The organism is Halorarum halophilum (assembly GCF_013401515.1).
GTDB lineage: Archaea > Halobacteriota > Halobacteria > Halobacteriales > Haloferacaceae > Halorarum > Halorarum halophilum.
The window spans coordinates 2839175-2865336 of sequence record NZ_CP058529.1; the positions used below are offsets into that span (position 1 = coordinate 2839175).

At 67.8% G+C, this 26162-nt stretch carries 26 protein-coding genes; 8 read left to right on the top strand and 18 right to left on the bottom strand.

Annotated features, from left to right (window positions below; translation table 11 throughout):
• Positions 1-8: 8 nt before the first annotated feature.
• Complete coding sequence (locus tag HUG10_RS14340; RefSeq protein ID WP_179170225.1) at positions 9-1790, bottom strand: PAS domain S-box protein; 1782 nt, start codon at positions 1788-1790, stop codon at positions 9-11.
• Between the two features lie 271 nt (positions 1791-2061).
• Between HUG10_RS14340 and HUG10_RS14345 the strand changes: the two genes are divergently transcribed.
• Together HUG10_RS14345 and HUG10_RS14350 are read left to right on the top strand one after the other, a co-directional pair.
• Positions 2062-2271, top strand: a complete 210-nt coding sequence (locus HUG10_RS14345) for a dodecin family protein (protein WP_179170226.1) — start codon at positions 2062-2064, stop codon at positions 2269-2271.
• Positions 2272-2275: 4 nt separating this feature from the next.
• The gene (locus HUG10_RS14350; protein ID WP_179170227.1) at positions 2276-2665 is read left to right on the top strand and encodes a DUF2267 domain-containing protein; all 390 of its coding nucleotides are present in this window, start codon (positions 2276-2278) and stop codon (positions 2663-2665) included.
• Positions 2666-2731: 66 nt separating this feature from the next.
• Here HUG10_RS14350 and HUG10_RS14355 read toward each other — a convergent pair whose 3' ends face one another.
• Both HUG10_RS14355 and HUG10_RS14360 read right to left on the bottom strand, forming a co-directional pair.
• A complete protein-coding gene (locus HUG10_RS14355) occupies positions 2732-3157 on the bottom strand; it encodes a VanZ family protein (RefSeq protein ID WP_179170228.1) in 426 nt (141 codons plus the stop codon).
• 2 nt (positions 3158-3159) lie between these two features.
• Positions 3160-5511, bottom strand: a complete 2352-nt coding sequence (locus tag HUG10_RS14360; RefSeq protein ID WP_179170229.1) for an STT3 domain-containing protein — start codon at positions 5509-5511, stop codon at positions 3160-3162.
• A 240-nt stretch (positions 5512-5751) separates the two neighbouring features.
• Between HUG10_RS14360 and HUG10_RS14365 the strand changes: the two genes are divergently transcribed.
• Positions 5752-6204: a type IV pilin gene (locus HUG10_RS14365; RefSeq protein ID WP_179170230.1), complete on the top strand. Its 453-nt coding sequence runs from the start codon at positions 5752-5754 to the stop codon at positions 6202-6204.
• Positions 6205-6373: 169 nt separating this feature from the next.
• Here HUG10_RS14365 and HUG10_RS14370 read toward each other — a convergent pair whose 3' ends face one another.
• From HUG10_RS14370 to HUG10_RS14410, 9 genes are all read right to left on the bottom strand, one after another.
• Positions 6374-7501 carry an arginase family protein gene (locus HUG10_RS14370; RefSeq protein ID WP_218780705.1) on the bottom strand — a complete coding sequence of 376 codons (1128 nt, stop codon included), beginning with the start codon at positions 7499-7501 and terminating at the stop codon, positions 6374-6376.
• 139 nt (positions 7502-7640) lie between these two features.
• Complete coding sequence (locus HUG10_RS14375; protein WP_179170232.1) at positions 7641-8930, bottom strand: ArgE/DapE family deacylase; 1290 nt, start codon at positions 8928-8930, stop codon at positions 7641-7643.
• Between the two features lie 126 nt (positions 8931-9056).
• A complete protein-coding gene (locus HUG10_RS14380; protein ID WP_179170233.1) occupies positions 9057-10079 on the bottom strand; it encodes a branched-chain amino acid ABC transporter permease in 1023 nt (340 codons plus the stop codon).
• Positions 10076-10951 carry a branched-chain amino acid ABC transporter permease gene (locus tag HUG10_RS14385; protein ID WP_179170234.1) on the bottom strand — a complete coding sequence of 292 codons (876 nt, stop codon included), beginning with the start codon at positions 10949-10951 and terminating at the stop codon, positions 10076-10078. The genes HUG10_RS14380 and HUG10_RS14385 overlap by 4 nt, the downstream gene beginning before the upstream one ends.
• 141 nt (positions 10952-11092) lie before the next feature.
• Complete coding sequence (locus tag HUG10_RS14390; RefSeq protein WP_179170235.1) at positions 11093-11812, bottom strand: ABC transporter ATP-binding protein; 720 nt, start codon at positions 11810-11812, stop codon at positions 11093-11095.
• A gap of 1 nt (position 11813) precedes the next feature.
• Positions 11814-12527 (bottom strand): ABC transporter ATP-binding protein, encoded by a 714-nt coding sequence (locus HUG10_RS14395; protein ID WP_246310151.1) that lies wholly within the window; start codon positions 12525-12527, stop codon positions 11814-11816.
• The gene (locus HUG10_RS14400) at positions 12524-13987 is read right to left on the bottom strand and encodes an amidase (RefSeq protein WP_179170236.1); all 1464 of its coding nucleotides are present in this window, start codon (positions 13985-13987) and stop codon (positions 12524-12526) included. Before HUG10_RS14400 ends, HUG10_RS14395 begins: the two co-directional genes overlap by 4 nt.
• Before the next feature lie 117 nt (positions 13988-14104).
• On the bottom strand, positions 14105-14527 hold the full coding sequence (locus HUG10_RS14405; protein ID WP_179170237.1) for a GNAT family N-acetyltransferase: 423 nt from the start codon (positions 14525-14527) through the stop codon (positions 14105-14107).
• A gap of 63 nt (positions 14528-14590) precedes the next feature.
• Positions 14591-15862, bottom strand: a complete 1272-nt coding sequence (locus HUG10_RS14410) for an ABC transporter substrate-binding protein (protein WP_179170238.1) — start codon at positions 15860-15862, stop codon at positions 14591-14593.
• A 224-nt stretch (positions 15863-16086) separates the two neighbouring features.
• Here HUG10_RS14410 and HUG10_RS14415 point away from each other — a divergent pair, with 224 nt between their 5' ends.
• The 3 genes from HUG10_RS14415 to HUG10_RS14425 all read left to right on the top strand — a co-directional run bounded on the left by HUG10_RS14415 (position 16087) and on the right by HUG10_RS14425 (position 19554).
• Complete coding sequence (locus tag HUG10_RS14415) at positions 16087-17337, top strand: Zn-dependent hydrolase (protein WP_179170239.1); 1251 nt, start codon at positions 16087-16089, stop codon at positions 17335-17337.
• Between the two features lie 115 nt (positions 17338-17452).
• Entirely contained in the window at positions 17453-17947 is a 495-nt protein-coding gene (locus HUG10_RS14420; protein WP_179171096.1) for an Lrp/AsnC family transcriptional regulator, read from the top strand.
• Positions 17948-18180: 233 nt separating this feature from the next.
• The gene (locus tag HUG10_RS14425; RefSeq protein WP_179170240.1) at positions 18181-19554 is read left to right on the top strand and encodes an aspartate aminotransferase family protein; all 1374 of its coding nucleotides are present in this window, start codon (positions 18181-18183) and stop codon (positions 19552-19554) included.
• Positions 19555-19686: 132 nt separating this feature from the next.
• Here the strand turns inward: HUG10_RS14425 and HUG10_RS14430 are convergent, their stop codons facing one another.
• The 3 genes from HUG10_RS14430 to HUG10_RS14440 all read right to left on the bottom strand — a co-directional run bounded on the left by HUG10_RS14430 (position 19687) and on the right by HUG10_RS14440 (position 22423).
• Entirely contained in the window at positions 19687-20118 is a 432-nt protein-coding gene (locus HUG10_RS14430; protein WP_179170241.1) for a universal stress protein, read from the bottom strand.
• A 203-nt stretch (positions 20119-20321) separates the two neighbouring features.
• The gene (locus HUG10_RS14435) at positions 20322-21383 is read right to left on the bottom strand and encodes a dipeptide epimerase (RefSeq protein ID WP_179170242.1); all 1062 of its coding nucleotides are present in this window, start codon (positions 21381-21383) and stop codon (positions 20322-20324) included.
• Entirely contained in the window at positions 21380-22423 is a 1044-nt protein-coding gene (locus tag HUG10_RS14440; protein WP_179170243.1) for a DUF1611 domain-containing protein, read from the bottom strand. The genes HUG10_RS14435 and HUG10_RS14440 overlap by 4 nt, the downstream gene beginning before the upstream one ends.
• 89 nt (positions 22424-22512) lie before the next feature.
• On the opposite strand from HUG10_RS14440, the gene HUG10_RS14445 reads away from it, so the two are divergent.
• Complete coding sequence (locus HUG10_RS14445) at positions 22513-23730, top strand: YkvI family membrane protein (protein ID WP_179170244.1); 1218 nt, start codon at positions 22513-22515, stop codon at positions 23728-23730.
• Between the two features lie 104 nt (positions 23731-23834).
• Entirely contained in the window at positions 23835-24566 is a 732-nt protein-coding gene (locus tag HUG10_RS14450; protein WP_179170245.1) for a helix-turn-helix domain-containing protein, read from the top strand.
• Positions 24567-24994: 428 nt separating this feature from the next.
• On the opposite strand, the gene HUG10_RS14455 is transcribed toward HUG10_RS14450, so the two are convergent.
• The 3 genes from HUG10_RS14455 to HUG10_RS14465 all read right to left on the bottom strand — a co-directional run bounded on the left by HUG10_RS14455 (position 24995) and on the right by HUG10_RS14465 (position 26099).
• Positions 24995-25249, bottom strand: a complete 255-nt coding sequence (locus tag HUG10_RS14455; protein ID WP_218780599.1) for a hypothetical protein — start codon at positions 25247-25249, stop codon at positions 24995-24997.
• Positions 25250-25368: 119 nt separating this feature from the next.
• On the bottom strand, positions 25369-25839 hold the full coding sequence (locus HUG10_RS14460; RefSeq protein WP_179170246.1) for a type II toxin-antitoxin system VapC family toxin: 471 nt from the start codon (positions 25837-25839) through the stop codon (positions 25369-25371).
• Positions 25839-26099 (bottom strand): AbrB/MazE/SpoVT family DNA-binding domain-containing protein, encoded by a 261-nt coding sequence (locus HUG10_RS14465; RefSeq protein ID WP_179170247.1) that lies wholly within the window; start codon positions 26097-26099, stop codon positions 25839-25841. The genes HUG10_RS14460 and HUG10_RS14465 overlap by 1 nt, the downstream gene beginning before the upstream one ends.
• Between the last annotated feature and the right edge of the window lie 63 nt (positions 26100-26162).

Genomic DNA, 26162 nt, shown 5'->3' on the forward strand with positions numbered 1-26162 from the left:
GCGCCGTCTCACGCCTCGGAGACGCCGGTGACCACGAACCGCGCCCCGCCCTCGTTCCCGGTCCGAACCTCGACCGCCCAGCCGTGGGCGGCGACGAGCTCCCTGACGATCTCGAGCCCGTAGCCGGTGCCGTCCGCGCTCGACGTGTATCCGGTCCGGAACACCGTCTCGCGGTCGCCAGGGGGCACACCCGGGCCGTCGTCCTCGACGTAGAACCCGGACTCCCCGTCGAGGCGTCCCACGCGAACCGTGACGTCGGGGCCGGCGTGCTCGACCGCGTTCCTGAAGAGGTTCTCGAGGATTCGCCTGAGTCGCGACTCGTCGGCCGGGATGGTTCCGAGGGCGCCCGCGACCGTCAACGTGGCCTCCGGGCCGTCGACGGTCCGCCAGGTCTCCCAGACCAGCGGCTCGAACTCGAGCGCGTGCGGGCTGACGTCGGTGGTTCCGTGCCGCGTGAGCGTGAGGACGTCCTCGATGATGTCGTCCATCCGGGAGAGCGCCCGCCGGGCCGGCGCGAGATGAACGCTGTCGACCTCGTCGTCGAGGAGTTCGAGACGCCCCTCCGCGACGTTCAGCGGGTTCCGCAGGTCGTGGCTGACGATGCCGGCGAACTCCTCGAGCCGGTCGTTCTGCCGTTCGAGTTCGCGCTTGCGCTCGCGTCGCTCGGTGATGTCGCGGACGATTCCGACGGTGCCGTCGAACTCCCCGTCCCGGTAGACGAGGGTGATCCGCGCCTCGATCGGGACCAGGTCGCCGTCCGCGGTCTCGAGGTCGCCCTCGACCGACCCCCACGGTCTCGCCGCGGACAGGAGGGCCCCGATCTCGGACTCGAACCGGTCGTACGTCTCCTCCGTGAGACAGGTGGCCGGGCCGAACTCGAGGAGTTCGGACTCGTCGTAGCCGGTCAGCGTCTCCATCCGGCTGTTCACCTCGTCGAACGCGCCGGATCTGTCGAGCATGTACATTCCGTCGGCCGCGAGCTCGATGACGTCCTCGTAGCGTTCCAGTTCGCGCTCGCGCCGCTTGCGCGCGGAGATGTCGCGAAGGACGCCGACAGACCCCGCGAACTCGGCGTCCGGTGCCGGCAACAGACTGACGTGGTCCTCGCAGTACAGCGTCCCGCCGTCGGCGGTTCCGAGCATCACCTCGACCTGACCCGCCCGCGCACCGCGCTCGAACAGGCGTCGCTGGAAGGCCCGCCCGTCGTCGCCGTCGAGTTCGGTCCGCTCGACGACCCCGCCATCGCGCCCGACGAGCGTCTCGCGGTCGTAGCCCGTGGCGGCACAGAACGCGTCGTTGACGAAGGTGAACTCGCCCGTCGCGCCGAGGACGTACACCGGGTCGTGGATGGTCTCGACGAGCGCCTCGTCCCGTTCGAGCGACGCGCCCGGGAGGACCCGTTCGACGCGGTTCCACAGCGCCTCGCTTCGTTCCTCGCCCCGGCCGTCCCCTTTCCGGAGGTACGCCGCGGGGCCGTTCTCCGCGACCCAGTCGAGCACCGCGTCGGCGGTGTCGCGGGTGTACACGACGACCGGAAGACCGGGGTGCCGGCCCCGGACCCTGCACAGGAACGCGGTCCCGCCGAGGTCGTCCGGGTCGCAGACGAGACAATCGACGTCGCCGGCCGCGAGCCGGTCGACCGCAGCGTTCGCCGACCGCAGGGACTCGATGGCCACGCCAGGACGCGCCGAGAGCGCCGCGGTGGCGGGGTCAGGCGCTCGCTCGCCCGCATCTACATGGAGGACCGCGTCCGCGTCGTCCGGGCGTGCTCCGTCACGGACGCGACTCATTGATAGAACGTATTAGTTAGCTATCCTATATGAATTAATAGGTTCGATTGACACGTTCTGAAAATCGGGGAACTGGCGCCTCCGAACCCCGGCCGTCGGTCTGGTGACCCTCGCGTCTCCCGGTTCGCTTCGTCGTGGGCCCGATATCATCGGAGAGGGGAGCACTTGTAGGCCGACCTTACGGGGCCCGAATCGCCGTGGGGTCACCTACCGAACCACCCTGCCGAGTACGGGGCGTATACCAAATACGCCGACGACCCTGCACTCTCCCATGACGGCAGTCAAGATCATCAAGGTGCTCGGCACCTCCGAGGAATCGTGGGAGGACGCCGCCGAACAGGCCGTGATGGAGGCGAGCAAGTCGGTTGACGACATCAGCGGCATCGAGATCGAGGACTGGACGGCGAACGTCACCGACGACGCCATCACGGAGTACAAGGCGACCGTCGAGATCGCGTTCCCCGTCCACGACTCGTCCTGATTCCATGGACTTCAGCGAGTTCGTGGGACAGCTCCAGCACCGGCTGGAACTCCCCGACGAGGGACACGCGGTCCGCGCGGCCCGCGCCACGCTCACCACGCTGGGCGAACGGATCGTCGAGGGCGAGGCGGAGGACCTGGCCAGTCCACTTCCGATGGAGATCGACCGGTTCCTGCTCGAGGCCGACTCGGGTCAGCGCTTCCCCTTCGACGAGTTTGTCGACCGCGTCGCCGAGCGGGGGCGCGTCGACCGGTCCGACGCAGCCTACCACGCGAAGGTCGTCGTCGACCTCGTGAGCGAGGTCGCGCCGGCGGGCGAACTGGAACAGGTCCGGGGCCAGCTCCCCGAGGACTTCGACCCGCTGTTCGAACTGGTCGACGCGGACGAGGAGTAGTCGACGGGGACGGGCGACCGTCGGCCGCCGACCCGGACTCCCGGGGGGTGGCCGTCCCACGTCGTCCTACCTGGCGGCAAGTTCGGCGGCCAGCGTCCGGGCGCCCACGTAGCGAATCCGGCGCTCGACGGGGAACCAGAGGCTCCCCAGCGCCGCCCCGAGCGCGTTCGCGAGCAGGTCGCCCCAGCCAAAGTAGCGGTGGGGCGTTGCTCCCTGGAGGAGTTCGATACCCGCACCGAACGCGAGAGCACCGCCGATGACGAGGGCGACGCGTCGAGACGGGTGCTCCCGCAGGTTCGCCGTCGCATAGGCCAGCACGAGCGCGAACCCCGCGTAGGCCGCGAAGTGGAGGCGCTTGTCCCAGAACGGCGTCGGTGACGGCGGCTCCGGGGGGACGGTGACGAGCGAGAAGTAGCAGATGACGCCGGCGACTCCCAAGACGCCGAGCCAGCGAAGTGACCGGGGGAGGAGGGGGAACCTGACCCGGTCCATCCTCACGCCGACCCCGTAGCGGTCACGTTCGCCCCGTTCCGGACCGCGGATTCGGGGACGGTGATCGTGGTCCCGTCGCTCCCGTTACTCCCCGCGACCTGGTACTCCCCCGGGTGGGCGACGCGGACGCTGTACGCGCCGTCCGCGCCGGCGGTCGTCTCCCGGACGTAGGTGAACGAAGCGCCCTCGACGTCGACCTCCGTCCCCAGTGTGACGGTCGCGTTCGGCTCCGCCTGCCCCTCGACGACCGCGCCGGGGACGAGCGCGAAGGTCTTGTACTCGCCGTCGGCCGTCGCGTGGACGAGCCGGTAGTGGGCGAGCGCGGGCGAGTCGGCGGTCCGGTTGCCGTTGTGCCGGTGGAGTCTGGTGCCGAGGTTCGATTCGTTTCCGCCAACGACGATCGGCGTTGTGACGACGAATCCAGCACGGCCACTCAGTCGGTCGTACCACGCCTGCGCATCTTGCGAGCTGATGAACTGGACGTAATTACTTTGCGCATAGCCGTACGAGCGCGACTCGCCGTTCACGAAGTAGTTGTACATTCTGTTCTCCGGCCAGAAGCTGAACACGTAGTTCTCCGGGTACTCCATCTCGCGGTCGTCGCTGTGCTCGGCCATCCAGGTCGCCGTTTCGTACTGACCGTCGGGGACGGTCAGTTGGCTCGTCTTCACCGGCACCTGGAAGATACTCACGCTCGTCACGAACAGAAAGAGGATAACGACCGCCATGAGCGGCTCCCGATCTGGAATCCGCACGTCCGGAACGGGGTCGTCACTGAAGGGTGCTGGTGAGCGAGCACAGTCGAACTTCTCCGTGAGATGAACGAACCCGGTCGCAGCGAAGACGACGACCGTCGGTGAGAGCTCACCGACGAATCGGACCTGGATGGCGGCGAGCACGAGGAAGTACCAGGCGTACACCGTCGGAACCAGCCAGCGTTCATCGTCGAGTGCTAGTCGAACGCCCCACGCCATGTACGGGAGCGCGAGAACAAGGATCAACCCGATCAGCAGTAACCAGCCGAACGACTGTCCGAACAGGCCCTGCATTTCGGCGATCGCACGATCGGCGAACAAACGATCGGACAGGCTCGTGGTGAGTCGTGTCCAGTACTCCGGCCGGACCGTGGCGAGCAGGACGGCGCCGACGACGAGCCCTCCTCCTTCGACACCGGCGAGTACCGTGGCGGGCTGGTCGAACCGATGCGCCAGTTCGCCGACGAGGAGGACGCCGACACCGCCGATGAGTACGAGCGCGGGCGCAGTGGCGACGAGCGTCGAATGCCATCCGAACACGGAGTGGCCAGCCCACGCGATAGTGGCGCCGATCCCCGTCCCAAGCAGGACCGGCCCGCTTGTCGGGAGCGGCGAGTCGCCGGCGTGAACCGCCCGGAGGGCGTCGGTCGCGAGATAGAGGCCGAGTGGTACGAGCAGCAGTGGGCTCGCGTCCCATGCGAGCGTCTGCGCGCCGGTGCCGATACCGATGGCGAGCGTCGCGGCGATCGTCTTCCACGTGAGCGTGGGAATGGGTCGGCGGGTGATCGTCCTGCCGGGGGCGGTTCGGCGTGCTTCTGCGGCAATGACAGCGATGCCGAGGACCGTCAGCGCCAGCCACGGGTAATCGAATGCGTGGTGGTCGGCGAAACCTAGGCTCGTCCGATATGCGTGCGCCGGGATGACTGCGAGCATGGCGACGGCGGCGAGCGCTATCCGGCGGTCGTCAGTGACCGTCTTCGTGAGGACGTACACGAGGACCGCTGTGATGACAGCCGAGACGACGGGGTACCAGGCGAGGACGTGGCCGGCGACCTCCGTGGTGCCGCCGAGCACGACCGTGACGAGCCAGAGTGCGGCGACGAGGAGCGGTTCCCCCTTCGCGATGCCGCCGGGGATCGTCGAGAGCGTCGTCCCGGGGTCCGCGAGCATCGTCTCCACCCAGTAGCGGTAGAAGTACGGGTCGTTCGCGGAGAGGACGACGTGCTCGCCGCGGTACACCGTCGGGAACGGGAACATGCGGAACGCGACGACGAGCAGCAACGCGCCGAGGAGGAGGGCGAGTTCGAAACGGTCGATCTGCGGGAGCGAGACGTCGAGGTCCGACGTGGATCGCTCGTCGGCGGCCGGTGCCGGCGCTTCACCGTCGAGCGCAGTTCGTACGGCCGCCCGGTCGGCGACGCGGTACTCCTCGCCGTCGCGTTCGACGACGCCGTGCGAGACGAGTTCGCCGAACGCTCCCGAGTCGACGTCGACGTCCTCGAACGCCCAGGGGTCCTCGGGTTCGAGGACGGTCTCCACGGCCGGTTCGAGGTCCGGCCGCTCGTCGAGGAGGTCGCGGACGGCCCGGGCGGTAACCATACGCCGTGTCTGTCAGAGTCGGCCGATAAAGGCTCCGTCTCCGGATGCGAGGTGTGGTCTCGGTCGGGCACCCTCTCGGACGGACTCCGTCCCGCGTCCGATTCCCGTGAGCGATTCACGACTGATAATTTGGGACGTACCTTTATTTCCCAGATTCAGGTCTAGGAATTCACGACTCAACGCCCCGCCACGGGAACGCGGTTTCCAGGCCGGGGCTCCGGGTCACAGAGAACTATACCCATGCAATTCAAGCAACTGTTCAAAGACGAACGTGCTGTCAGTCCGGTCATCGGGGTTATTCTGATGGTGGCAATCACTGTGATCCTCGCGGCCGTCATCGGGACGTTCGTGCTCGGTCTCGGGAACAACCTACAGCAGACCGCACCCAATGCGAACTTCGACTTCGACTACTCGTCGGCAGGGAACTCTCCAACGAACCCCTACAGGGTGGACGCGACCCATGAAGGTGGCGCGACCATTGACGAGGACAACGCTGACTCGCTTGAACTGGTCGCAGAGAGTGGACAATCTGTTGAATTCCCTTCAACCGTGAGTTCGGGCACGACTGCATCTCTCAATAACCTGGGGGGAACCGACAATTCCGTTCCAGCTAGTACCACGGTCCGTGTAATCTGGACCGCTCACGACGGCGGCAACTCTCAGAGCCTCGCTGAGGGCAAGACTCCGAGCTAATCGCTCAGTCGCTGGCGGAATTCCTTTTTCAGCACAAAATGGTAGTTGGACTATGGACTCACTATTGACATTTCCGATAAAATGGCTAGTTAATCAGGTGGCCAGTAATGGGCTCCAGAACGGGGCGTTTCAGTAATCGAGTCACCACTATCCTCCTTGCCCGTTCAGGTTACTCCAGATCCCAGTACTCCTGGTGATGCTCCACCGCCTTGTCCAGCCACGAATCCACAAGCTCCGTCGGCTCCTCTAGCCAGGCGAACGGGTCGTCGGTCCCGTACTGCTCCAGCTCGACGCGGCGGTCGAGGAGTCCCTCGAACACGCCGAGCGTCGCGAACGACAGGTGGGACTGCTGGTAGCCGCCCTCCTGGACGAGCGCGAGGCGGCCGTCCGCGGTCTCGTCGGCGAGGTGGCGCACGTGCTCGCCGAGGCGTAGGAAGCCATCGCGGGTGGCGAGGTTGCGCGCGTTCGGGTCCGCGGCGCCGGCGTCCTGCCCGGCGCTCACGAGGACGAGGTCGGGGTCGTACTCGCGGACGATGGGGTTCACGACGCGCTCGAAGAGCACGTCGTAGCCGCGGTCGCCCGTGCCGGGCGGGAGCGGGACGTTCACGGTGTAGCCCTCGCCGGCGCCCGTTCCGACCTCCTCGAGCGATCCCTCCTGTGGGTGGTACTCGGGGTGCCAGGAGCCGTGGTCCGCGTGGGCGCTCACGAAGAGCACGTCGTCGCGGTCGTAGAACGCCTCCTGCGTGCCGTTGCCGTGGTGGACGTCCCAGTCGACGATGGCGACGCTGTCGGCCCCCTGCGCGAGCGCCTCCTCGGCGGCGATGGCGACGTTGTTGAGGAAGCAGAACCCGTCGGCGCAGGTCGGCTGGGCGTGGTGGCCGCTGGGGCGACACAGCGCGTACGGGACTGATCCATCGTCGTCGAGCGCCGTCCGGGCGGCGGCCATCGCGGCCCCCGCGGCCATTCGGGCGGCGTCGAACGTGGCTTCGTTCGCCCCCGTCGTCGTGTCCTCGATGCGCCCGCCGCCGTCGGCGCAGAACGACTCCAGCCAGTCGACGTACTCCGAGTCGTGGACCCGTTCGATCTCGTCGCGCGTGGCGCGCTCGGGCGACTCGTACTCGGTGGCCTCCGGGAGCGCGTGGTCGAGCATCGCTTTGATGTTCTTGACGCGCTCCCGCCGGTCGGGATGTCGCTCGTCGTCGGCGATCATCGGCGATGAGGGGTACTTGTACGTCCCCGCGGGCGGTTCGTGGTCGAGCATCCGGTCGTGCCAGAAGACGGTGATGGTGTCGTCGATCATGGGTCGTGTCGCTCCGCGTCGTCGTATCCGTGAGTCCAGTTCCGCGTCGTCGTATTCGTCGTATCCGTGAGTCCAGTGGTCCCCCTCTCGTGTCAAGGTTCGCCCCTGGGGAGTTCGCCCCGGTGGGGGACGCCGTTCAGTCGTCGATGCCGCAGTACTCGATGGCGATGCCGGCGATGGCCTTCGACGTCTCCAGCAGCGACGTGAGCGTGGTGTGCTCGTCGGCGCCGTGCAGGCCCGTCCCGGTCGGGCCGACCGACACGGCGGGGACGTCGTAGTAGAGCTCGAAGAACCGCTCGTCGAGCCCGGCGTTCCCGCCGACGAACGACCCCGTCCGCCCGGTGACCTCCTCGGAGACGCGCGAGGCGACCGTCGCGATCTCGGAGTCGGGGTCGACCTCGTGGGGCTCGGCCTGCCAGCCGAACCAATCTACCTCGGGCGGGTGGTCGGCCAGCCACTCGTCCTCGGCCGCCGCGTCGGCCACGGCCTCCTCGATCTGTGCCCGCACCTCCGCGCGGCTCTCGCCGGGCGGCCAGCCGATGCGTCCCTCCATGAACGCCTCGCTCGGCAGCGTCGAGGGCCAGTCGCCCGCCTCGATGGTGCCGATGTTGAGGTTCGTCACGTTCCCCTCCAGGTCGGGTTCCCCACGGTAGGCGGGCGGGTAGTCGATGCGGGCCTTCCGCTCCTCGTCGAGCCGTTCGAGCGCCTGGTACACGGTCGCCGCGTTGCCGATGGCGTTGACGCCCTGGTGGCCCCACGCCGCGTGGACGCTCTTGCCCGGGACGCGGATCCGGAAGTACATCACGCCGGCGCTGGCGACGCCGACGTTCGGGAGTTCGAACGGCTCGGCGATGACCGCCGCGTCGGGGACGTAGCCGCGTTCGAGGACCGATAGCGCCCCGCCGACGCCGCCGTCCTCCTCCTCGATGGTGCTCTGGAAGATGAGGTCGCCCCCGAGGTCGATCCCCGCCTCGTCCAGCGCCTCCATGGCGATCAGGACCGCGGCGAGGCCGCCCTTCATGTCGGCGACGCCGCGCCCGTACAGGGTGTCGTCCTCGCGGGTCACCGTCCACGGCTCCCGCTCCCACTCGGCGTCGGTGACGTCGACCACGTCGATGTGGCCGCCGACGGTGAGCGTCGGCCCGTCGCCGCCCTCGCGGCGCGCGACGACATTCGGGCGGTTCTCGTAGCCGTACTCCGTGTACGACGACGTCTCGAAGTAGCCCTCGTGGTCGGCCAGTGACTCCGCCGAGGGCTCCCAGACGTCCGGATCGAGCCCGAGCGAGTCGAGCTTGTCGATCACCACCGCCTGTCCCGGCTCCTCGGTCCCGGTCACCGTCCGGGCCTCGACGAGGTCGGTGACGAGGTCGACGAGTTCGTCCTGCTTCGATTCGATCGCGTTCTCGACGGTCTCAGTTGCGTCCATTGATTGCTGTAGTGTGTGCGTCTATCGTGGTCGGTACGGTGCGGTCGGAGGGCGACCGAGGTCGGTTCGAGGTGGTCCGGGGTCGACGACCCCGCGGCGAGCGGGCCGTCGCGTCGACGGAGCGGGTCACCGCCCGATCACCTCCCTGATCCGATCGCCGATGGGGACGTCGCCGCCGAAGCGTTCCCGGAGGCCGAAGTCGCTGTCGGCGATGCCGTTGGGGAAGAACAGCGTCACGATGACGAGCATTCCCCCCCAGACGACGAGCCTGATCTCGCCGTAGTCGCGCAGGACCTCCGAGAGCCCGAAGACGATGACGGCGCCGAAGATGCCGCCGCTCAGGGTGCGGAGCCCGCCGATGATGCCCATCGCCATGAACTCGATCATCCGCTCGATCTCGAGCATCGGCGGCGAGATGATGAGGATGCTGTACGCCTGGAGCGCCCCCGCGACGCCGGCGATCGACGAGCCGATCAGGAACCCCATGAGCTTGTGGCGCGGGACGTTGTTCCCGAGCATCCGCGCGGCGTCGGGCGACTCGCGGATGGCCCTGGCGACGAGCCCGAACCGGTTCACGAGGAGCACGTACATCACCAGCAGCAGCACCCCTACGAGGGAGAGCACGAAGTAGTACATCACGACGCTGTCCCCGCCGAACAGGTAGGGGAATCCGGTGTACCCCGTCGGCCCGCCGGTGACGTCGCGCAGGAGGATGGTCCCCCGGTAGATGATCTCCGCGTACGCGAGCGTGACCATGCCGACGTACGCGCCGGTGAGCCGCAACACCGGGTAGGCGATCGGGAGGCTGAACAGCCCCGCGACGATCCCGCCGAGCAGGATCGACGCCACGGGGTGGACGCCCGCCTCGCCGACGAGCAGCACCGCGGCGTATGCGCCGATGCCGTACAGCGCGGCGTGGGCGAACGTGAACATCCCGAAGTAGCCGGCGATGAAGATCCAGCTGCTGACGGCGAGGATGGCGATGAACAGCTGCATCACGATGTCGAGGGTGTACGCCGTCAGCGCGAGCGGCGCGAGCAACGCGAGGGCGGTTCCGACCGCGATGGCGCGGCCGTTCCTGCTCCGCGCGTCCTCGGCGAGGCGCTGGCGGGCCCGCCCGAGCGCCGTCCGGAACGTCGAGGCGGTCATCCGTCGAGCCACCCCCCGATGCCGTCGGGATTGACGATCAGGACCGCCACCATGATCGCGAACAGTACTATCATCGCCGTCTCGCTTGCGATCCAGATCATGCTGATACTCCTGACGATCGCCAGTCCCAGCGCGGCCACGAGCGTCCCCCTGACGCTCCCCAGCCCGCCGACCATCACGACGATGAACGCGAGCAGGAACGGGTACCACCCCACGGAGGGGTAGACGGAGAACATGGGCGCCAGCAGCACGCCCGCGAGTCCCGCGAGCGCGGCGCTGGCGCCGAACGTGATCGAGTAGATGCGCTTGGGTCGCACGCCCATGAGGAGCGCGGTGTCGCTGTCCTGTGAGACCGCCCGGATGGCGAGCCCGAGCTTGGTCCGGGTGATGATCAGGAAGAGCGCGGCCAGCGCGACGAGGGAGATCAGGAAGATGACGAGCCGCTGGACGCTGATCGTCACCCCCGCGACGTTCCAGATGACGTCGGTGAACGTCGGGAACGACTTCCGCTGGGAGCCGACGCCGACGAGGATGGCGTTCTCCAGGAAGATCGCGAGCCCGAGCGTCACGACCATCGACGCGATGTCGAACTCCTCGCGGTCGCGCATCGGCTCCAGCAACGAGTGCTCGACGACGTAGCCGAGCACGAACACGACGATCACGGCCAGCACCGACGCGAGGAGGATGCTCCCGGTCGCGCCGAGCGTGTAGAAGCCGACGAAGCCGCCGACCATGAACATCGCGCCGTGCGCGAAGTTGAGGACGCGCGCGACCCCCCAGATGAGCGTGAGGCCGACCGCGATGAGCGCGAGCTGGCCGCCGAAGAACAGCCCGTTGACCACCTGCTGGACGAGCAGCCCGCCGCTAACCATCCGGACCCTCCTCCCGGCCGACGACCGGGTGACGCGTCACGACCCCTTCGGCGCGCGTGCGCCGTGTGGTCGAATCGGTTCCGGACCCCCCTGCTTCGTGCCGGGACCGGCCTGCGTCGACCCGCGGGCGAACGGTCCGGGTCATCCGTGCCGCTCCCCGATGTACATCTCCATGATGTCGCTCTCGTCCCGGAGCTGTTCGGTCTCGCCCTCGAACTCGAGCCGGCCCTGGTCGAGGACGTACACGTAGTCCGCGATCTCGAGCATGGCGCGGACGTTCTGTTCGACGATGATCATGTCTTCACCTTGGTCCTTCAACAGCTCCACCTGTTCGAACACGTCCGCGACCAGGTCCGGCGCGAGGCCGGCGCTCGGCTCGTCCAGCAGGAGGATGTCCGGGTCGGGCATCATCGCCCGCCCGAACGCGACCATCATCTGCTGGCCGCCGCTCAACTGGTCCGCCCGCTGGCCCCGCTTCTCCTCGAGCACAGGGAACATGTCGTACACCTGCTCGTACCGTCGCTCGAGCACCTCGTCGTCGTCGATGAGGTAGCCGCCGATCCGGAGGTTCTCCTTCACGGTCATCTCCGGGAACACGTTGCCGTCCTGTGGCAACATCACGACCCCCCGTTCGAGCACGTCGCGCGGGTGGCAGTTCGTGACGTCCTCGTCGCGGATGCTGATCGTCCCGTCCCAGACGTCGATCAGCCCGTAGATCGCCTTGAGGGTGGTCGACTTCCCGGAGCCGTTCGGCCCGATGATGCAGTTCACCCGGTCGGGTTCGATCCGCATCGACAGGTCGTACAGGACCTGGTTCTCCTCGTAGCCGGTGTCGACCTCGTGCAGTTCGATCAGGCTCATCTCAGGTCCCCCCGAGGTACGCGTCCCGGACGCGCTCGTCGCTCTGAACCTCCTCGAACGTGCCCGTCATGATGTTCCGGCCGGCGTTCATCACGACGACGCGCTCGCACAGTTCGCGTATCACCGACATGTCGTGTTCGATGACGAGGATGGCGGTTCCGCCCGCGTTGATCCGTTTGATGTCCTCGATGATCTCGTCCATGAGTGCCGGGTTGACCCCCGCGGCGGGTTCGTCGAGCAGCACGAGCTCCGGGTCGAGCATGAGCACGCGCGCCAGCTCCAGCAGCTTCTTCTGGCCGCCGCTGATCTCGTCCGCGCGGTTCTCCGCGACGTGATCGAGGTGGAGCTCCTCGAGCAGCGTCCGGATGCGCTCGTCCCGCTCGTCCGGCCCGTACGGGACGTTGGGGACGAGCATGTTCTCGTAGACGGACAGCCGCCCGAACGGCTTCGCGATCTGGAAGGTGCGGCCGATGCCGCGCCGCGAGAGCTGGTTCGGGTCCTCGCCCGTCACGTCCTCGCCGTCGAAGGTGATCCGCCCGCTCGTCGGCTTGAGAAAGCCCGTGACGAGGTTGAGCGTCGTCGTCTTGCCGGCCCCGTTCGGGCCAATGAGCCCGACGAGTTCGCCCGGCTCGACGCGCATGTCGAGCTCGTCGACGGCCACGATGCCGCCGAAGGACTTCGTCAGCCCCTCGGTGACGAGCACGTCGTCGGTCACGCCGTCCCCCCGAGCCCCGTCGGCGGGTACGACCCGACCCACGGGAGCTCACGTTCGACGGCCGCGCAGGCGGCGACGACCCCCCGGTCGTCGAGCCGATGCCCGACGAGCTGCATCCCGACGGGGAGCCCGTCGTCAAAGCCGACGGGGACTGACCCCGCCGGGTTGCCGCTCAGGTTGAGCGGCCAGGTGAGCGTCCAGCCGTGCATCGGGTGGACCGGCTCCCCGTCGACGGTCGGGTCGGTCGTTTCCAGTTCGGGCGCCGTCCGGGAGAGCGTCGGCGTCGCGAGGACGTCGACGCCGTCGAGCCCGCGCTGGATCTCGTCGTAGACGGCGGTCCGGCGCCGTCTCGCCGCGGCCATCGTGCTGGCGTCGAGTTCGAGCCCCGCACGGATGCGCGAGACGACCTCTGGCGTGATCTCCCGGTCCGTCTCGAGGAGGTCGACGCCCGCCGTCCGTTTGAGGTTTTCGTACAGCCCCACGTACCGCTCCTGGAGGATCCACTCCAGCGCGTCGTGGCGCTCGTCCCACGAGTCCCCGAAGGAGAGGTCGAGTTGTCTGATGGTCGCGCCGGCGGCCGAGAGGGTGTCGAGCGCGGACTCGACCGCCTCGCGGACCACGGGGTCAACCCGGAACCCGCCGAACGTGGGCGAGTAGCCGATCGTCAGGCTCGAGACCGACGCGTCCAGCGCGTCGAGGTACGACCCCTCCGGCGCCGGGAGGCTGTACGGTTCTCCCACGTCCGGGCCGGCCATCGCGTCGAGCATGAGCGCCGCGTCGCCGACCGTCCGCGCGATGGGTCCCAGGAACGTGTACGGGAGGACGTTCTCGAAGGCGTCCGGCCGGTCCGGGCCGTCGGGGACGCGGCCGAAGTCGGGGAGGAGCCCGAACACGCCGCAGGCGCTGGACGGGATCCGGATTGAGCCCGCGGCGTCCGACCCGAGTGCGATGGGGACGAGCCCTGCCGCGACCGCCGCTGCGCTCCCGCCCGAGGACCCGCCCGTGGTCCGGTCGAGGTCCCACGGGTTTGCCGACGCGCCGAACAGGGGGTTGTCGGTGACGGTCTTGCGGCCGAACTCCGGCGTGTTCGTCTTCCCGACGACGATCGCCCCCGCCTCGCGGAGTCGGGCGACGGCGGTGTCGTCGACGTCGGGGACGTTGTCGGCGAACGCGGCCGAGCCGTACGTCGTCCGGACGCCGCGGGTGCGGTTGAGGTCCTTGATGGCGACCGGCACGCCGTGGAGCGGGCCGAGGTCGTCGCCGCGTTCGACGGCGCGCTCCGCCTCCGCCGCGGCCTCGCGCGCCGACTCGGCGGTGACGGTGACGAGCGCGTTCAGGTCGGGGTTGAACCGCTCGATGCGGTCGAGGTACGTCTCCACAACGTCGACGGGCGAGAGCTCCCCGGAGCGAACCCCGTCGGCGATGGACCGCGCCGACTCGTACGGGACTTCCGTCGTCATCGTCCCCCGGGGCGTCGACGTTCCCCGTCGTCTCGACTCGTGGGCCGGCGGCGTGCGGCCGGTACGCGGCGACCGACCGACCGCCCCGAGCGCGCTGTACTCCGACGTCGTTCCGTCTTACTGGAGGTCATACTTGAACGAGTAGCAGTACTTCTCGTATCCCAGCTCCTCGTAGAACCGGTGGGCGTCCTCGCGCCACAGCCCCGACTCGAGTTCGACGGCCTGGCATCCTCTGTCGGCCGCCCACTCGTGGACGAACTCCAGGAGCCGCCTCCCGTGGCCCTCAGACCGACGGTCGGCCGTCGTCACGAGGTCGTACACGTAGGCGTGCTTGCCGAGGTAGAAATTCGTCGAGACGGTGACGCCGGCGACCGCGACGGGGTCGTCGTCGTCGTAGCCGGCGAAGAGCCGGTAGCCCTCCGCGGCCATCTCCTCGTAGAGCGCCTCGAACTCCTCCCGGTCGAGGTGGGAGCGGAGCTCCGTCAGCACCGGGAACACTTCGGCGCGCTCGGCGTCCGTCTCGACTTCCCTGACGTTCATGTGTCGTTCGTGTGGGTTGCCGCCCGCGACGGGGTGCGGCGTGGCTGTGTGTCGACGCGCACGTCAGTACACGCTCCCGTCGATCTCCGACGTCGCGACCTCGCTCGGCCAGACGAGGTTGAGTTCGCCGCCGAGGACCTGGTAGCCGAGCGCCGGCTGGTTGTCGGTGCTGCCCCACGCGGCCTCGTGGTTGTCCTTGAAGTCGATGTAGCCGGTGCCGCCGGGGATCGGATCGTGGGAGATGACGGTCTCCGCCCACTCGTCGACGCTGGCCGACCGGAACGCGTCCATGCCGTCGAACGCCCGGACGTACTCGGCGATGACCTTGACGTTCTGGTACGAGAGGGCGGCGCTCCCCGTCATGTCGGCGTCGTACGCGTCGTCCCACGCGCTGAGGACACCCTGCTCCTCGAGCAGCGGGTCGACCCGGCCGGCGTTCAGCAGCGTCATCGCGCCGTCCGCCGCGTCCCCGGCCGTCTCGCGGGCGTCCGAGATGGTGAGGCCGTAGTTGTGGAACAGGTGCGTCTGTTCGAACCCGGTCTCGGCGAACTGTCGCGCCAGGTTGCCGGCGCCGGACGAGGAGGTCTGAACCGCCCAGACGATGTCGGGGTCGTTCTCCTGGATCCGGGCCAGCAGCGAGGTGAAGTCGGTCTCGTCGAGGCTCACCTCGTCCTCGGAGATGATCTCCCAGCCGATCTTGTCGAGTTCTCCCTTCATGAGGTCCATGATCGAGAGGCCGTAGGAGGTGTCCTCGCCGATCATCGCGACTGTCTTGTCCTGGTAGGGGAAGTAGCCGATCTCGTTCTCCTGGAACTGGGTGATCAGTTTCCGCCAGCCGACCGCGTACGCCTCCGAGGGGGGCGTCGTCTTGAAGACGTTCCACAGCTCCTGCTCGTTGATCTTGGAGACGATCTCGCTCGAGACCGGTTCGTCGAGGATCTGCGGGGTGTCGTTCTGGGACGTCACCTCGATGGTCGCCAGCGCGACGTCGCTGTGGAAGCCGCCGCCGACGACGTCCACGTTCTCCTGGGAGATGAGCCGGTTGACCTCGTTTCGGCCCGCCGAGGGTTCCGACTCGGAGTCCCCGAAGACGAGTTCGATATCCTCGCCGTGGACGCCCCCGTCCTCGTTGATCAGGTCGCGGGAGAGCTCGGCGGCCATCCGCTTCTGCTGGCCGATGTTCGAGGTCGGCCCGGAGAACGGGCCGTAGAACCCGATGGTGAGCCCGCCGCTGGCGCCGCCGCCACCGCCGAGACAGCCGGCCATCGAGGCGAGTCCGACTCCCGCGCCGGTCGCGCGGATGAACCCCCGACGGCTCGGGGACGGGATCCCCATCCCGTCTGCCGTCGTGTTCTCCCCCAGCGAAGCCGGATCGGACCTCTGGTTCGGTACGTCTGGCCTGTTTCTATCTACCATGCCAATGTCAATCGATAGCGGACGGATATAGTTAACGGGAAAACTAGCTGGCGTCCCATTCAGAATTAATGTTGGGGACAGTATTTGGGTTCCACCACTGAATCTTGAACAAGGTATATTTAGGCTGCTCCGTATCCATCCCCATGGGACTCATCGACCCCGATAGGCTCCGCGTCTCGTTCGAGGAGTACTCCTCCATCGGCGCGACCGACCGTGACGGGCTGCATCGGCTGGCGCTCTCGGAGGCGGACGGCCGCGTGCGCGACCGGTTCGTCGACGACCTGCAGGAGCTGGGGCTCTCGGTTCGGATCGACGAACTCGGGAACGTCTTCGGGCGCCGGCCGGGGACAGAGGACCTCGCGCCGGTGCTGATCGGCTCGCACCTCGACTCCCAGCCGAAGGGCGGTCGCTACGACGGCCAGCTCGGCGTGCTCTCGGCGCTGGAGACGCTCCGGATCCTGGAGGACGAGGGGATCGAGACCGCGCGGCCGATCGAGATCGTCAACTGGACGAACGAGGAGGGCGCCCGCTTCAAGCCGGCGCTGACCGGGAGCGGCACCTACGTGGGGACCCACGACCTCGACACCGTCCTCGCGGAGACGGACGACGAGGGGACCACGGTCGCCGAGGCGCTCGAGGAGATCGGCTACCGGGGAACGGACCCGGTCGGTCCGGACGAGGTCCCGAACGCTGCGCTCGAACTGCATATCGAACAGGGCCCCCGCCTCGAGGAGGCGGGACACACGATCGGCGTCGTCGAGGGGGTGCTGGGGATGGCGTGGCTGGAAGCGACGATCCGCGGGAACGCGGACCACGCCGGTCCCTCCCCCATGCACACGCGGTCGGACGCGCTGGTGGCCGCCGCGGACGTCGTCACCGCCGTCCGCCGCATGGCCGGCCGACTGGACGACGACGTCGTCACGACCGTGGGCGAACTGTCGGTCGAACCCGACTCCGTGAACGTCATCCCCGCCGAGACGACGTTCACGGTGGACGTGCGCTCGTACGACGACGAGGTGGTCCTAGACGCCGTCGACAGGGTCGACGACGAACTCCGGGCGGCCTGCGACCGGGAGGGAACGGAGTACGACCTCACCGAACTGTGGCGCATCCCCCACACGGAGTTCGCGCCGTCGGTCGCCGACGCGATCGAGGCCGCGGCCGACGGGAGCGACCACCCCTCGATGCGGATGATCAGCGGCGCCGGTCACGACGCGTCCTACCTCGCGGAGCTGACCGACGCCGCGATGATCTTCGTTCCGAGCGTCGACGGGCAGACCCACAACGAGCGGGAGTTCACCGAGTGGAACGACGTCGTCGCGGGCGCCGAGGTGTTCGCCCGGACGACCCGCCGGCTCGCGTCGGCCGACGGTGCGGACGGGGGGAACCCGTGACCCAGCGGATCCGACGGCCGACGGCGGAGTGCTTCGGTCGCCCAGCCGGAATCGCCGTCCCGCCGGAAGCCAGCAGATACATGACCGAACGCGCCGACGGGGGCTGGCAATGAGCCTGGACGAGCAGGACCTCGAGATCCTGAAGACCATCGCCGAGATCGGTGAGGCCAGCCCGAAGCGGATCGCCGACGAGACGGGCACGCCGAAGTCCACCGTACACTACCGCCTCCAGAACCTGCGCGACGACGGGGTCATCAAGAACGACCTGTTCGAGATCGAGCCCGAGGCCATCGGGCTCTCCGTCACCGTCATCACCGAGGTCATGGCCGAGTACAAGGAGGGGTACCACGAGACCGTCGGCGAACAGCTGAGCGCGATCGACGGCGTCTCGAACGTCTTCTTCACCATGGGCGACACGGACTTCATCGTCACCGCTCACCTCCCAAACAGCTCGTTCGTCCAGGACCTCGTCGAGTCGTACGAGGCGGTCGACGGCGTCGAACGCACGAGCTCGAAGTTCGTCATCTCGACGATCAAGCAGGAGCCGAACCCGCTGCGCAACTACGATATCGAGACGCTCCTCGAACTCGATCTCTCCCCGAAGACGTAGCGTCGGTTCGCGTCGGTGAAGCGAAACGCGCCGTAGCCCTTCGTTTTCCTGGTCGCTGTCGGACTGGAAGGGAAGCTCGGCGAGCGGCTCCTGCAGAAGCACAATGAAGCCGCTCGGCCACCCTCTCCGTACACTGTACATATACAATCTTGAAACTCGGACAGCGTCTAATCTCAGAGAACTGAGTGGGATTTTGGGCAAGCTATTTGGTTCCGTGGTCCATTCGGGAACCGATGACAGGTCCACCGATCCAGGACGTACACCTCGCCCAGGAGCCCCGGATGACGACCGACGTCCCGGGGCCGGAGTCGCGGTCGCTCCTCGAACGGCAGCGCGAGATCGACTCCAGCGCCGTCGCGTATCCCCGGTCGGTCCCCATCGCGCTCGACGAGGCCCGGGGCGCGACGGTGCGGGACGTCGACGGGAACGTCTACCTGGACTTCTTCGCGGGGATCGGCGTGCTCAACGTCGGCCACTCGAACCCGTACGTCGTCGAGGGGGTCAACGAGCAGACCGAGCGGCTCGTCCACACGATCGACTTCCCGACTGAGACCCGGATCGAGTTCATCGAGAAGCTGAACGAGATCGCGCCGGGCGACCTGGCGGACAACAACCGGGTGATCTTCGGCGGGCCGAGCGGGAGCGACGCGATCGAGGGGTCGATCAAGCTCGCGAAGTACAACACCGGCGGCCACGGCCTCATCTCGTTCAAGGGCGCCTACCACGGCTCGACGTCGGGGGCGCTCTCGCTGACCAGCGGCCGGAAGTACAAGAAGGACTACACGCCGCTGCTCTCGGACGTCGTCCACGTCCCGTACCCGTACCCGCTCCGGAGCGACGACCCCGACGAGGCGACGAAGGACATTCTCTCGGGCGTGCGCGAGACCCTCGAGGACCCGTACGGCGGGCTGACGAACCCGGCCGGCATCTGGGTCGAACCGATCCAGGGCGAGGGCGGCGTCGTCGAACCGCCAGAACAGTTCCTCCCTGGGCTGAAGGAGCTCGCCGAGGCGAACGACATCCCGCTCATCGTCGACGAGATCCAGTCCGGGTTCGGTCGGACCGGGAAGTGGTTCGCCTCCGAGTGGTCCGGCGTGACCCCCGACGCGATGCCGATGGCGAAGGGGATCGGCGGCATCGGCCTCCCGCTGGGGGCGCTCATGTACCGCGAGGAGCTCGACACGTGGGGGCCCGGCGGTCACATCGGGACGTTCCGCGGCAACGTCCCCGCCATGCGCGGCGGCATCCGGGCCATCGAGTACATCCAGGCCCACGACCTGCTCTCGCACGCGACCGACCTCGGCGAGCACATCCGAGGTCGGCTCCGCGAGGCCGCCGAGGACTCCCCGTTCGTCGCCGAGGTGCGCGGTCGGGGGCTGTTCATCGGCGCCGAGTTCGTCGACGACGACGGCGCGCCCGACTCCGACGCCGTCGAGTGGATCCAGCAGTACTGCTACGGCCGGGGCGTGCTCGTGTGGAACGCCGGCCGCGAGAAGAACGTGCTCAGGCTGCTGCCGCCGCTCGTGATGACCGAGGAACAGGCCGACAACGGCCTCGACGTCATCACCGACGGCATCCGGGAGCACGCGCGGGACGCAGGCGAGTAACGCGCAGGGGGGCCGCCCGATCGATCGTGAGGGCCGACCACTCCCACCGAGACCTTCCCGGATGCGCGTTCACTTCCGGCGGACGGCGACGTCGTATCCGTTGGCGCGTCGTACCGCGTGATGCAGTCGTTTTCACTCGTCGCGGTCCCCGACGACCAGGACGGGAACTTCGTCCGCTCGGAGGAGGGCTTCGGTCGTACTCCCGAGCAGGATCGTCTTGAACGCCGAACGGCCTTGCGCCCCGAGTACCACGAGGTCGATCCCGTTCGTGTCGACGTACTCGAGCAGTTCCTCGGATGGAGCGCCTTCCCGGATCTCGGTCACGACGGGCGTCTCGGGACCGCTCTGGCGTTCGATCGCGGCCAGCGCGGCCTTGCCCTCCTCGGTCAGGGTCCGCCGGACGGTCTCCGGGTCCACGATGTCGTTATCGTACTCCGTCCTGGTGTCGACGACGTACACCGCGTGGAGTGTCGCCCCCACCTGTCGAGCGAGGTCGATCGCGTGGGTCACGGCCGCCTCGGCGTCGCGACTGCCGTCCGTCCCGACGAGGATCCGATCGTACATTCGATACCGTAGGTGACGCTGCAGTATGAGGACTTGGTCGGTGAGCACTCGGTGGCGTCCGATGTCATCGACGTCGCGGGCTGGCACGGGACGGATCGCGCTACGCCGTAGAGGGTGGTTCGAGCGAGCCGTTCCGCCCGACGAGCGGAATGCTCCTTCAATACTATGCCGTCAATCCGCCACACCCGCTCCCCGTTCGGTGACTACGTTCGCGGCGTGACCCCGTGGCCCGGCCCCTCGATCGTGATCTCCGGCCCGTACTCGACGTCGGCGACGTCCTCGGCGAGCAGGAGGTTCCCGTCGAGGTCGACGTACGAGAACGCGCCCGACCCGGCGACGAGGTGCGCGCTCGCGTGGATGCCGATCGCCGACTCCAGCATGCAGCCGACCATCAGCTCCAGGTTCGCTGCCTCGGCGATGGCGGCGATCCCCGCGGCGTCGAGCGGGCCCGACTTGCCGAGCTTGACGTTGAGCACGTCCGCTGCGTCCGCCCGGACGACCGCCAGCGCGTCCGCCGGCGTGAACACCGCCTCGTCGGCGGCGACCGGGACCGTGACGGCGTCGCGGACGCGAGCCAGCCCCGTCACGTCGTCCGCGCGCACCGGCTGTTCGAGGAGCGCGAGGTCGACGCCCCGGTCGCGAACCTCACGGGCGAACCGGACCGACTTCGGGACCGTCCACCCCTGGTTGGCGTCGACCTTCACCGCGGCGTCGGGCGCCGATTCTGCCACCGCGACGACGCGCGCGACGTCGTCCGCCACGTCGCCGCCGGTCTTCACCTTCAGGTGCTCGAACCCGTCGTCCGCGGCGGCCGCGGCGGCGTCGCCGGCGTCCCGCGGCGGGACGATCGGGATCGTGAGGTCGGTCTCGACTGTCGTCGGGGGGCCGCCGAACAGTTCGCTCATCGGGATACCCCGCGTCCGGCAATACGCGTCGAGCAGGGCGGTCTCGACCGCGAACGACGCCGACACCATGCCGGGGATCGCGGCCCGGACCGCCCCGACGAGCCGACGGTACGCCGTCACCGGTTCGTCCTCCAGTAGGGTCACGGCCGCCCGCGCGGATTCGATCGCCGCGGCCTGGGTCTCGCCGGTCACGTGGGGGATGGGCGATCCCTCGCCCCAGCCGACGGCCCCGGACTCGGTCTCCACCCGGATGAGGACGTTCTCGGCGTGCTCCTGCGTGCCGAGCGCGATCTCGAACGGCTCGGCCAGTGGGAGGTCCAGCGACTCGACGTCGACGGCGACGATCCGCTCGTCCGTCACAGCGCCTCCATGACGGCGTCCAGCAGCGCCTCGGGGCCGTCGTCGTGGTAGACGTTCGCCGTCGGCAGGCCGTGCTGCTCCCCTTCGGTCGCCGGGTCGCCCCACGTCGAGAGGGCGGCCACCTGTGCCTCCGAGAGCCCTTCGACGAGGTCGCGCTCGACGTCGACGCCGCGGATGGGGAACCGGTCGAAGTGGGTGCGGCCCTCCCGGTCGGGGTCGTCGACGAGCACCACGGCGTCGGGCCAGGCGCCGTGGAGCAGCGCGAGGGTCACGCCCGAGTAGGCGCGGTGGGTGAGCGCCCCCTGCCCCTCGACGAAGACGAGGTCGTGGTCCGCCCCGACCGCGGCGACGTTGTCCTCGACGACGCCGGCCGTGAAGTCCGCGGGCACGCGGTCGACGACGGTCCCCCGGTGGGCGCCGACCATGATGCCCGTCTGGCCGGTCGCGACCCAGCCGGCGTCGATGCCGGCCCGCTGGGCCGCCCGGTACAGTTCGAACGTCGTCGTGCGCTTCCCGACCGCGCAGTCGGTGCCGACCGTGAGGACGACGTCGGCGTCGATGTCGTCGACCCGTCCGTCCGCGACCCGGAGGTCGTCGTCCGCGGGCGGTTTGCGGACGTCGAACAGGCGGACGCCGCACTCGTCGGCGAGGTCGACCCAGTCGTCCCGCTCGCTCAGGAAGACGTGGAGGCCGGAGACGACGTCGCACCCGGCGCGCATCGCCTCGCGGATGTCGTCGACCCACTCCTCGGGGAGCGCACCTCCGGCGGGTGCGACGCCGATGACGAGCGCCTCCGCGTCGGGGGTCGCCTCCAGCGCGGCCGTCATCGACTCGACGACCGGCACGTCGCCGACCTCGGGCCGGTCGAGCACGTCCGCGGCCGACCGGCCGGCTTGATCGGAGTCGACGACGGCGCCGACCTCAAATAGTTCGCTGTGCATCACGACGCCGTTGGCGGTCTTGCCGGCCATCCCCCCGAACGCCCCCTCCGCGAGGACGACGGCCGGCGTCGGCGTGTCGAACGCGCTTCGCAGGTCCATGGCCTCACAATCCGGGGAGCGGGGCAAAGTCCCACTCCCTCTCATGAGAGGTGGTACCTATTCACGGTATCACGGGGTGATGGTATCACATGGCACGCACGACCGACTCGGCCGACGACCGCGACCAGCGCACGATCAGCATCTTCGCCCGCCTGTTGCGGGGGCGGTTCGGGTCGATCGTCCTCCCGGCGATCATCCTGCAGTCGCTGCTGATCGGGGGCGGCTACGCCAGCGGTCGCGAGGTCGTCGCCTACGGCGCCAAGTTCGGCTCGGCCGGCCTGCTCGCCGTCCTGGCCATCTTCCTCGGGTTCACCGTCATGTCGATCGTCGTGTTCGACCTGGCCCGGACGTTCCGCACGTACGACTACAAGAGCTACATGCAGGCGATCATCTGGAAGGGCTGGCCCCTGTTCGACGTGCTGTTCATCGTGATGGCGACCGTCGTCATCGCGGTGATGGCCTCCGCCGCGGGGTCGATCATGGAACAGACGCTCGGCATCCCCTACATGGCCGGCATCGTCGCCATCATCGCTGTCGTCGGCGTGCTCACCTACTTCGGCGCGAGCCTCATCGAGCGGTTCAAGACCGTCGGGACGGGCTTTCTCTATCTCGCCTATGTGATCTTCGGCGTCGTCGTCCTCTCGACCGTCTGGGGTGACGTGACGAACGTGCTGGCGGCCGGGAACACGTCCTACGTCGACGACGCGAGCACCGGCGCGGTGCTCCAGTCGGGTGCCCTCTACGTCGGCTACAACCTGGCGATCTTCCCGGCGGTGTTCTTCGTCCTCCACCGCCAGGAGACGCGCAAGGAGACGATCGTCTCCGGTTTGCTCGCCGGCACCATGATGACGCTCCCGTTCCTGCTCACCTACCTCTGCCTGATGGGCTTCTACCCGAACGAGTCGGTGATGGGCGCGGAGGTGCCGTGGCTCCCGATGCTGGGGAGCGTCGGCGGCCCCCTGCTGATCGGCTTCTACGGCGTCGTCATCGGCTGGACGCTCGTCGAGACGGCCGTCGGGGCCATCCACGCCATCATCCACCGCGTCGACAGCGACCTCGAGGAGATCGACGCCGGGCGGTTCGAGAAGGTCGACGGCCTCACGCCGCTCCAGAGCGGGGCGATCGGCGTCGGCATCCTCGTCACGGCGACGCTGCTCTCCCAGTTCGGCATCATCGCGCTCGTCGCGGAGGGGTACACCATCATGGCGTACTTCTTCATCGCGCTGTTCGCGGTGCCGACGCTCACGGTCGGCCTCGTCCGCCTGTTCGACCCGGACTGGAAGCGCGAGTTCTGGAGTCGCGCGTAGGGGCGAGCACCTCCGTTTTCGGCTCCGCGTTCCTCGTTAAACGTGGTTCTCGGACGGAATTTCCGGACGAACTGTTTTATCTGGGTGAGACGTATTAGCACGTCATGGCTCAGCCGTCGACCGACATCGCGAGGGAGGCGACGTGTCTCCGGCTGGTCCTAGACATCTGGCACCCCGACTGCTGGACGCTCGAGGTCACCGAGCGGACGGACGCGGGACTGCTCGGCCACGGCGTGTACGAGGTCGACGGGCTCGCGACCGGGCGGTTCACCGCGTTCGGCGACACGACCGCCGCGGTCGCAGAGTTGATCGACGCCGTCGACGCCTCGCCGCTCACGACCTCCGTCCGGACGGTCCCGAGCGGACACCGCTCCTCGTCGGGCGGAACCGGCGCCGACGTCGCCCCCGGAAACGCCACACGCGGCCTGCTGGTCGCCTACGAGGAGGCCAACAGCATCACGACGTCGCTAGTCTCCCGCGGGCTCATCCCCGACGCCCCGGTGCGCATCCGCGACGGCTGCGAGCGGTGGGCGGTGCTGACGGACGAGCGTCGCGACGCGGTCCGCGCCCTGCTCGACGAGGTGCGGGCGGAGGCCGACGCCGAGGTGGACGTGGTCCGCATAACGTCGCCCGAGGCGGGGGCGACGCCGCTGTTCCCCGAGGACTCCCTCTCGGATCGCCAGCGGGAGGTGTTCGAGGTCGCCCGCGAGCGGGGCTACTACGAGCGACCGAGGGGGGTTTCGGCTGCAGACCTCGCAGCGGAGCTCGGCGTCTCGAAGGCGACGGTGCTCGAACACCTGCGGAAGGCGGAGTCGAAGCTGCTCGATCCGTCGTGAGCCCGATATTAAATCATCTCAGTCCAATTAGCCGTGACGGTTCTTGGAGGACGTTTGTAACCATCTCGTAGCACGTTCAGCGCTCACAGGGTTCATCTCGACAGATCTCCACCTTCTCGACTTCTCGCAATCGCTAGTGGTATCTCGGACCAGACCCGGCAAGTTCAGCCGAAGGTTGATGTCCACCGACCGATCGCTGGCACATAGACACTCGTAGTTCCGCTGGAACGCTCGCTGATCTGGAGATGATGGGACTCGTAGATACTTGGATCGAGTCCCGTGGTCAGGATGGTCGCGTCAAGCAGGTCGCGACGCCATTCGACCCACCGTGGGTCAAGGACGTGGTCAGTGAGTACGTCGAACGGGTGGATAAAGTGACTGCGGAGGATTGCTAGGCGACGAATAAGTTCACTTCTCACCAATACCGTCTATTCGTTGTCACATGCCGTCTTCCGAAATTCGTTAAACAACTCTGGATGATGTTCTGAAAGCACGGCGATGTCCTCCGGCAATTCCTCCCGAATGCGACTTCGGACGCGAGAAATCGCCTGATATCGTTTACTTTCGTCATTTGGATCATCACTCTTCCGGACACCCGTGCTCCGGTCGAGCTTCTCGCCTTTAAGGTACGCCTTGAGTTCTGCCTCGAGATCGTCGGGAATCCAAACTGAGATCGTCTCCATGCTTTTGCTATGTATTCCTTGTGGACAGGCGCGTCGGTCCCTCCATAGGTTAACTCGAAAGCTAAATATCTAGTTTTATTCAGTTGTACGAATTCGGCAAGCAGATCGCGGCTTTCGGATCATCCATCATTGGGGGAATCACCATCGTCGAGGGTGTCGAGGTCGTCTGGTACCGAGCCCTTGGTTGGGTCATGCACGATGTACCCTTCCTCCTTCGCGACCTCGGCGAACGCCCCGTCGTGTGTCCACAACCGTTCGATTCCGTAGCGTTCCATCGCGGCGAGTACGGTCGCGTCCCGGCCGCCGATGCCGGCGTTCGGGTACTCGTGGAGGAGATCCGCTCCCATCTCGACGTCCGCCGTGGTCAGATCGGCGACCGTCGTATCGCGCAGCGAGAGGAACTCGCCTACCGTGCTCCCGCTCTCAGCAAGCGTGTTCGCCAGGTAGTGGACGACCTCCATCTGGAGCACGGTCGTCGTGAACAGTGGTTCCGTCGCGAGGAGCGCGTCGACCTGTGGCGCCACGTCTTCGTGTTCCGGGAGGTCAGCGTCGAGGTAGTACACCCAGACGTTTGCATCGAGACAGAACATCACCCGGGGAGGTCGCTCGTCCAGACACGCTTGAGATCCGCGGGGTCGATCCGCTCTACTGGTCGCTTGCGCGTGTCCGCGTTGACGCAGCCGCGGAGGCGATTTCGAGCTTCCTCTCGGACGACGTGCGGACGAACGCGAATGCTCCCGTCCTCGAGTTCGACGATCACCTCTTCCCCGGGTTCGAGTCCGAGACGGTCACGGAGTTCCTTGGGGAGCGTGATTCGCCCCTTCTCGTCGATCCGGCGGTCGGTGCTCATATTCCCACCTTGGTGGGAATTCGGGATAATGGTTTCGTCGATCGTCACGACCAATTCTCGCGG

Excerpts from the sequence above, each read along its gene's own strand:
- HUG10_RS14345 (WP_179170226.1), top strand. The coding sequence starts at position 2,062 with ATGACGGCAGTCAAGATCATCAAGGTGCTCGGCACCTCCGAGGAATCG.
- HUG10_RS14465 (WP_179170247.1), bottom strand. The coding sequence starts at position 26,099 with ATGAGCACCGACCGCCGGATCGACGAGAAGGGGCGAATCACGCTCCCC.
- HUG10_RS14355 (WP_179170228.1), bottom strand. The coding sequence starts at position 3,157 with ATGGACCGGGTCAGGTTCCCCCTCCTCCCCCGGTCACTTCGCTGGCTC.
- HUG10_RS14440 (WP_179170243.1), bottom strand. The coding sequence starts at position 22,423 with ATGGACCTGCGAAGCGCGTTCGACACGCCGACGCCGGCCGTCGTCCTC.
- HUG10_RS14340 (WP_179170225.1), bottom strand. The coding sequence starts at position 1,790 with ATGAGTCGCGTCCGTGACGGAGCACGCCCGGACGACGCGGACGCGGTC.
- HUG10_RS14350 (WP_179170227.1), top strand. The coding sequence starts at position 2,276 with ATGGACTTCAGCGAGTTCGTGGGACAGCTCCAGCACCGGCTGGAACTC.
- HUG10_RS14445 (WP_179170244.1), top strand. The coding sequence starts at position 22,513 with ATGGCACGCACGACCGACTCGGCCGACGACCGCGACCAGCGCACGATC.
- HUG10_RS14375 (WP_179170232.1), bottom strand. The coding sequence starts at position 8,930 with ATGGACGCAACTGAGACCGTCGAGAACGCGATCGAATCGAAGCAGGAC.
- HUG10_RS14365 (WP_179170230.1), top strand. The coding sequence starts at position 5,752 with ATGCAATTCAAGCAACTGTTCAAAGACGAACGTGCTGTCAGTCCGGTC.
- HUG10_RS14425 (WP_179170240.1), top strand. The coding sequence starts at position 18,181 with ATGACAGGTCCACCGATCCAGGACGTACACCTCGCCCAGGAGCCCCGG.
- HUG10_RS14460 (WP_179170246.1), bottom strand. The coding sequence starts at position 25,839 with ATGTTCTGTCTCGATGCAAACGTCTGGGTGTACTACCTCGACGCTGAC.
- HUG10_RS14430 (WP_179170241.1), bottom strand. The coding sequence starts at position 20,118 with ATGTACGATCGGATCCTCGTCGGGACGGACGGCAGTCGCGACGCCGAG.
- HUG10_RS14400 (WP_179170236.1), bottom strand. The coding sequence starts at position 13,987 with ATGACGACGGAAGTCCCGTACGAGTCGGCGCGGTCCATCGCCGACGGG.
- HUG10_RS14415 (WP_179170239.1), top strand. The coding sequence starts at position 16,087 with ATGGGACTCATCGACCCCGATAGGCTCCGCGTCTCGTTCGAGGAGTAC.
- HUG10_RS14360 (WP_179170229.1), bottom strand. The coding sequence starts at position 5,511 with ATGGTTACCGCCCGGGCCGTCCGCGACCTCCTCGACGAGCGGCCGGAC.
- HUG10_RS14380 (WP_179170233.1), bottom strand. The coding sequence starts at position 10,079 with ATGACCGCCTCGACGTTCCGGACGGCGCTCGGGCGGGCCCGCCAGCGC.
- HUG10_RS14410 (WP_179170238.1), bottom strand. The coding sequence starts at position 15,862 with ATGGGGATCCCGTCCCCGAGCCGTCGGGGGTTCATCCGCGCGACCGGC.
- HUG10_RS14390 (WP_179170235.1), bottom strand. The coding sequence starts at position 11,812 with ATGAGCCTGATCGAACTGCACGAGGTCGACACCGGCTACGAGGAGAAC.
- HUG10_RS14405 (WP_179170237.1), bottom strand. The coding sequence starts at position 14,527 with ATGAACGTCAGGGAAGTCGAGACGGACGCCGAGCGCGCCGAAGTGTTC.
- HUG10_RS14450 (WP_179170245.1), top strand. The coding sequence starts at position 23,835 with ATGGCTCAGCCGTCGACCGACATCGCGAGGGAGGCGACGTGTCTCCGG.
- HUG10_RS14455 (WP_218780599.1), bottom strand. The coding sequence starts at position 25,249 with ATGGAGACGATCTCAGTTTGGATTCCCGACGATCTCGAGGCAGAACTC.
- HUG10_RS14385 (WP_179170234.1), bottom strand. The coding sequence starts at position 10,951 with ATGGTTAGCGGCGGGCTGCTCGTCCAGCAGGTGGTCAACGGGCTGTTC.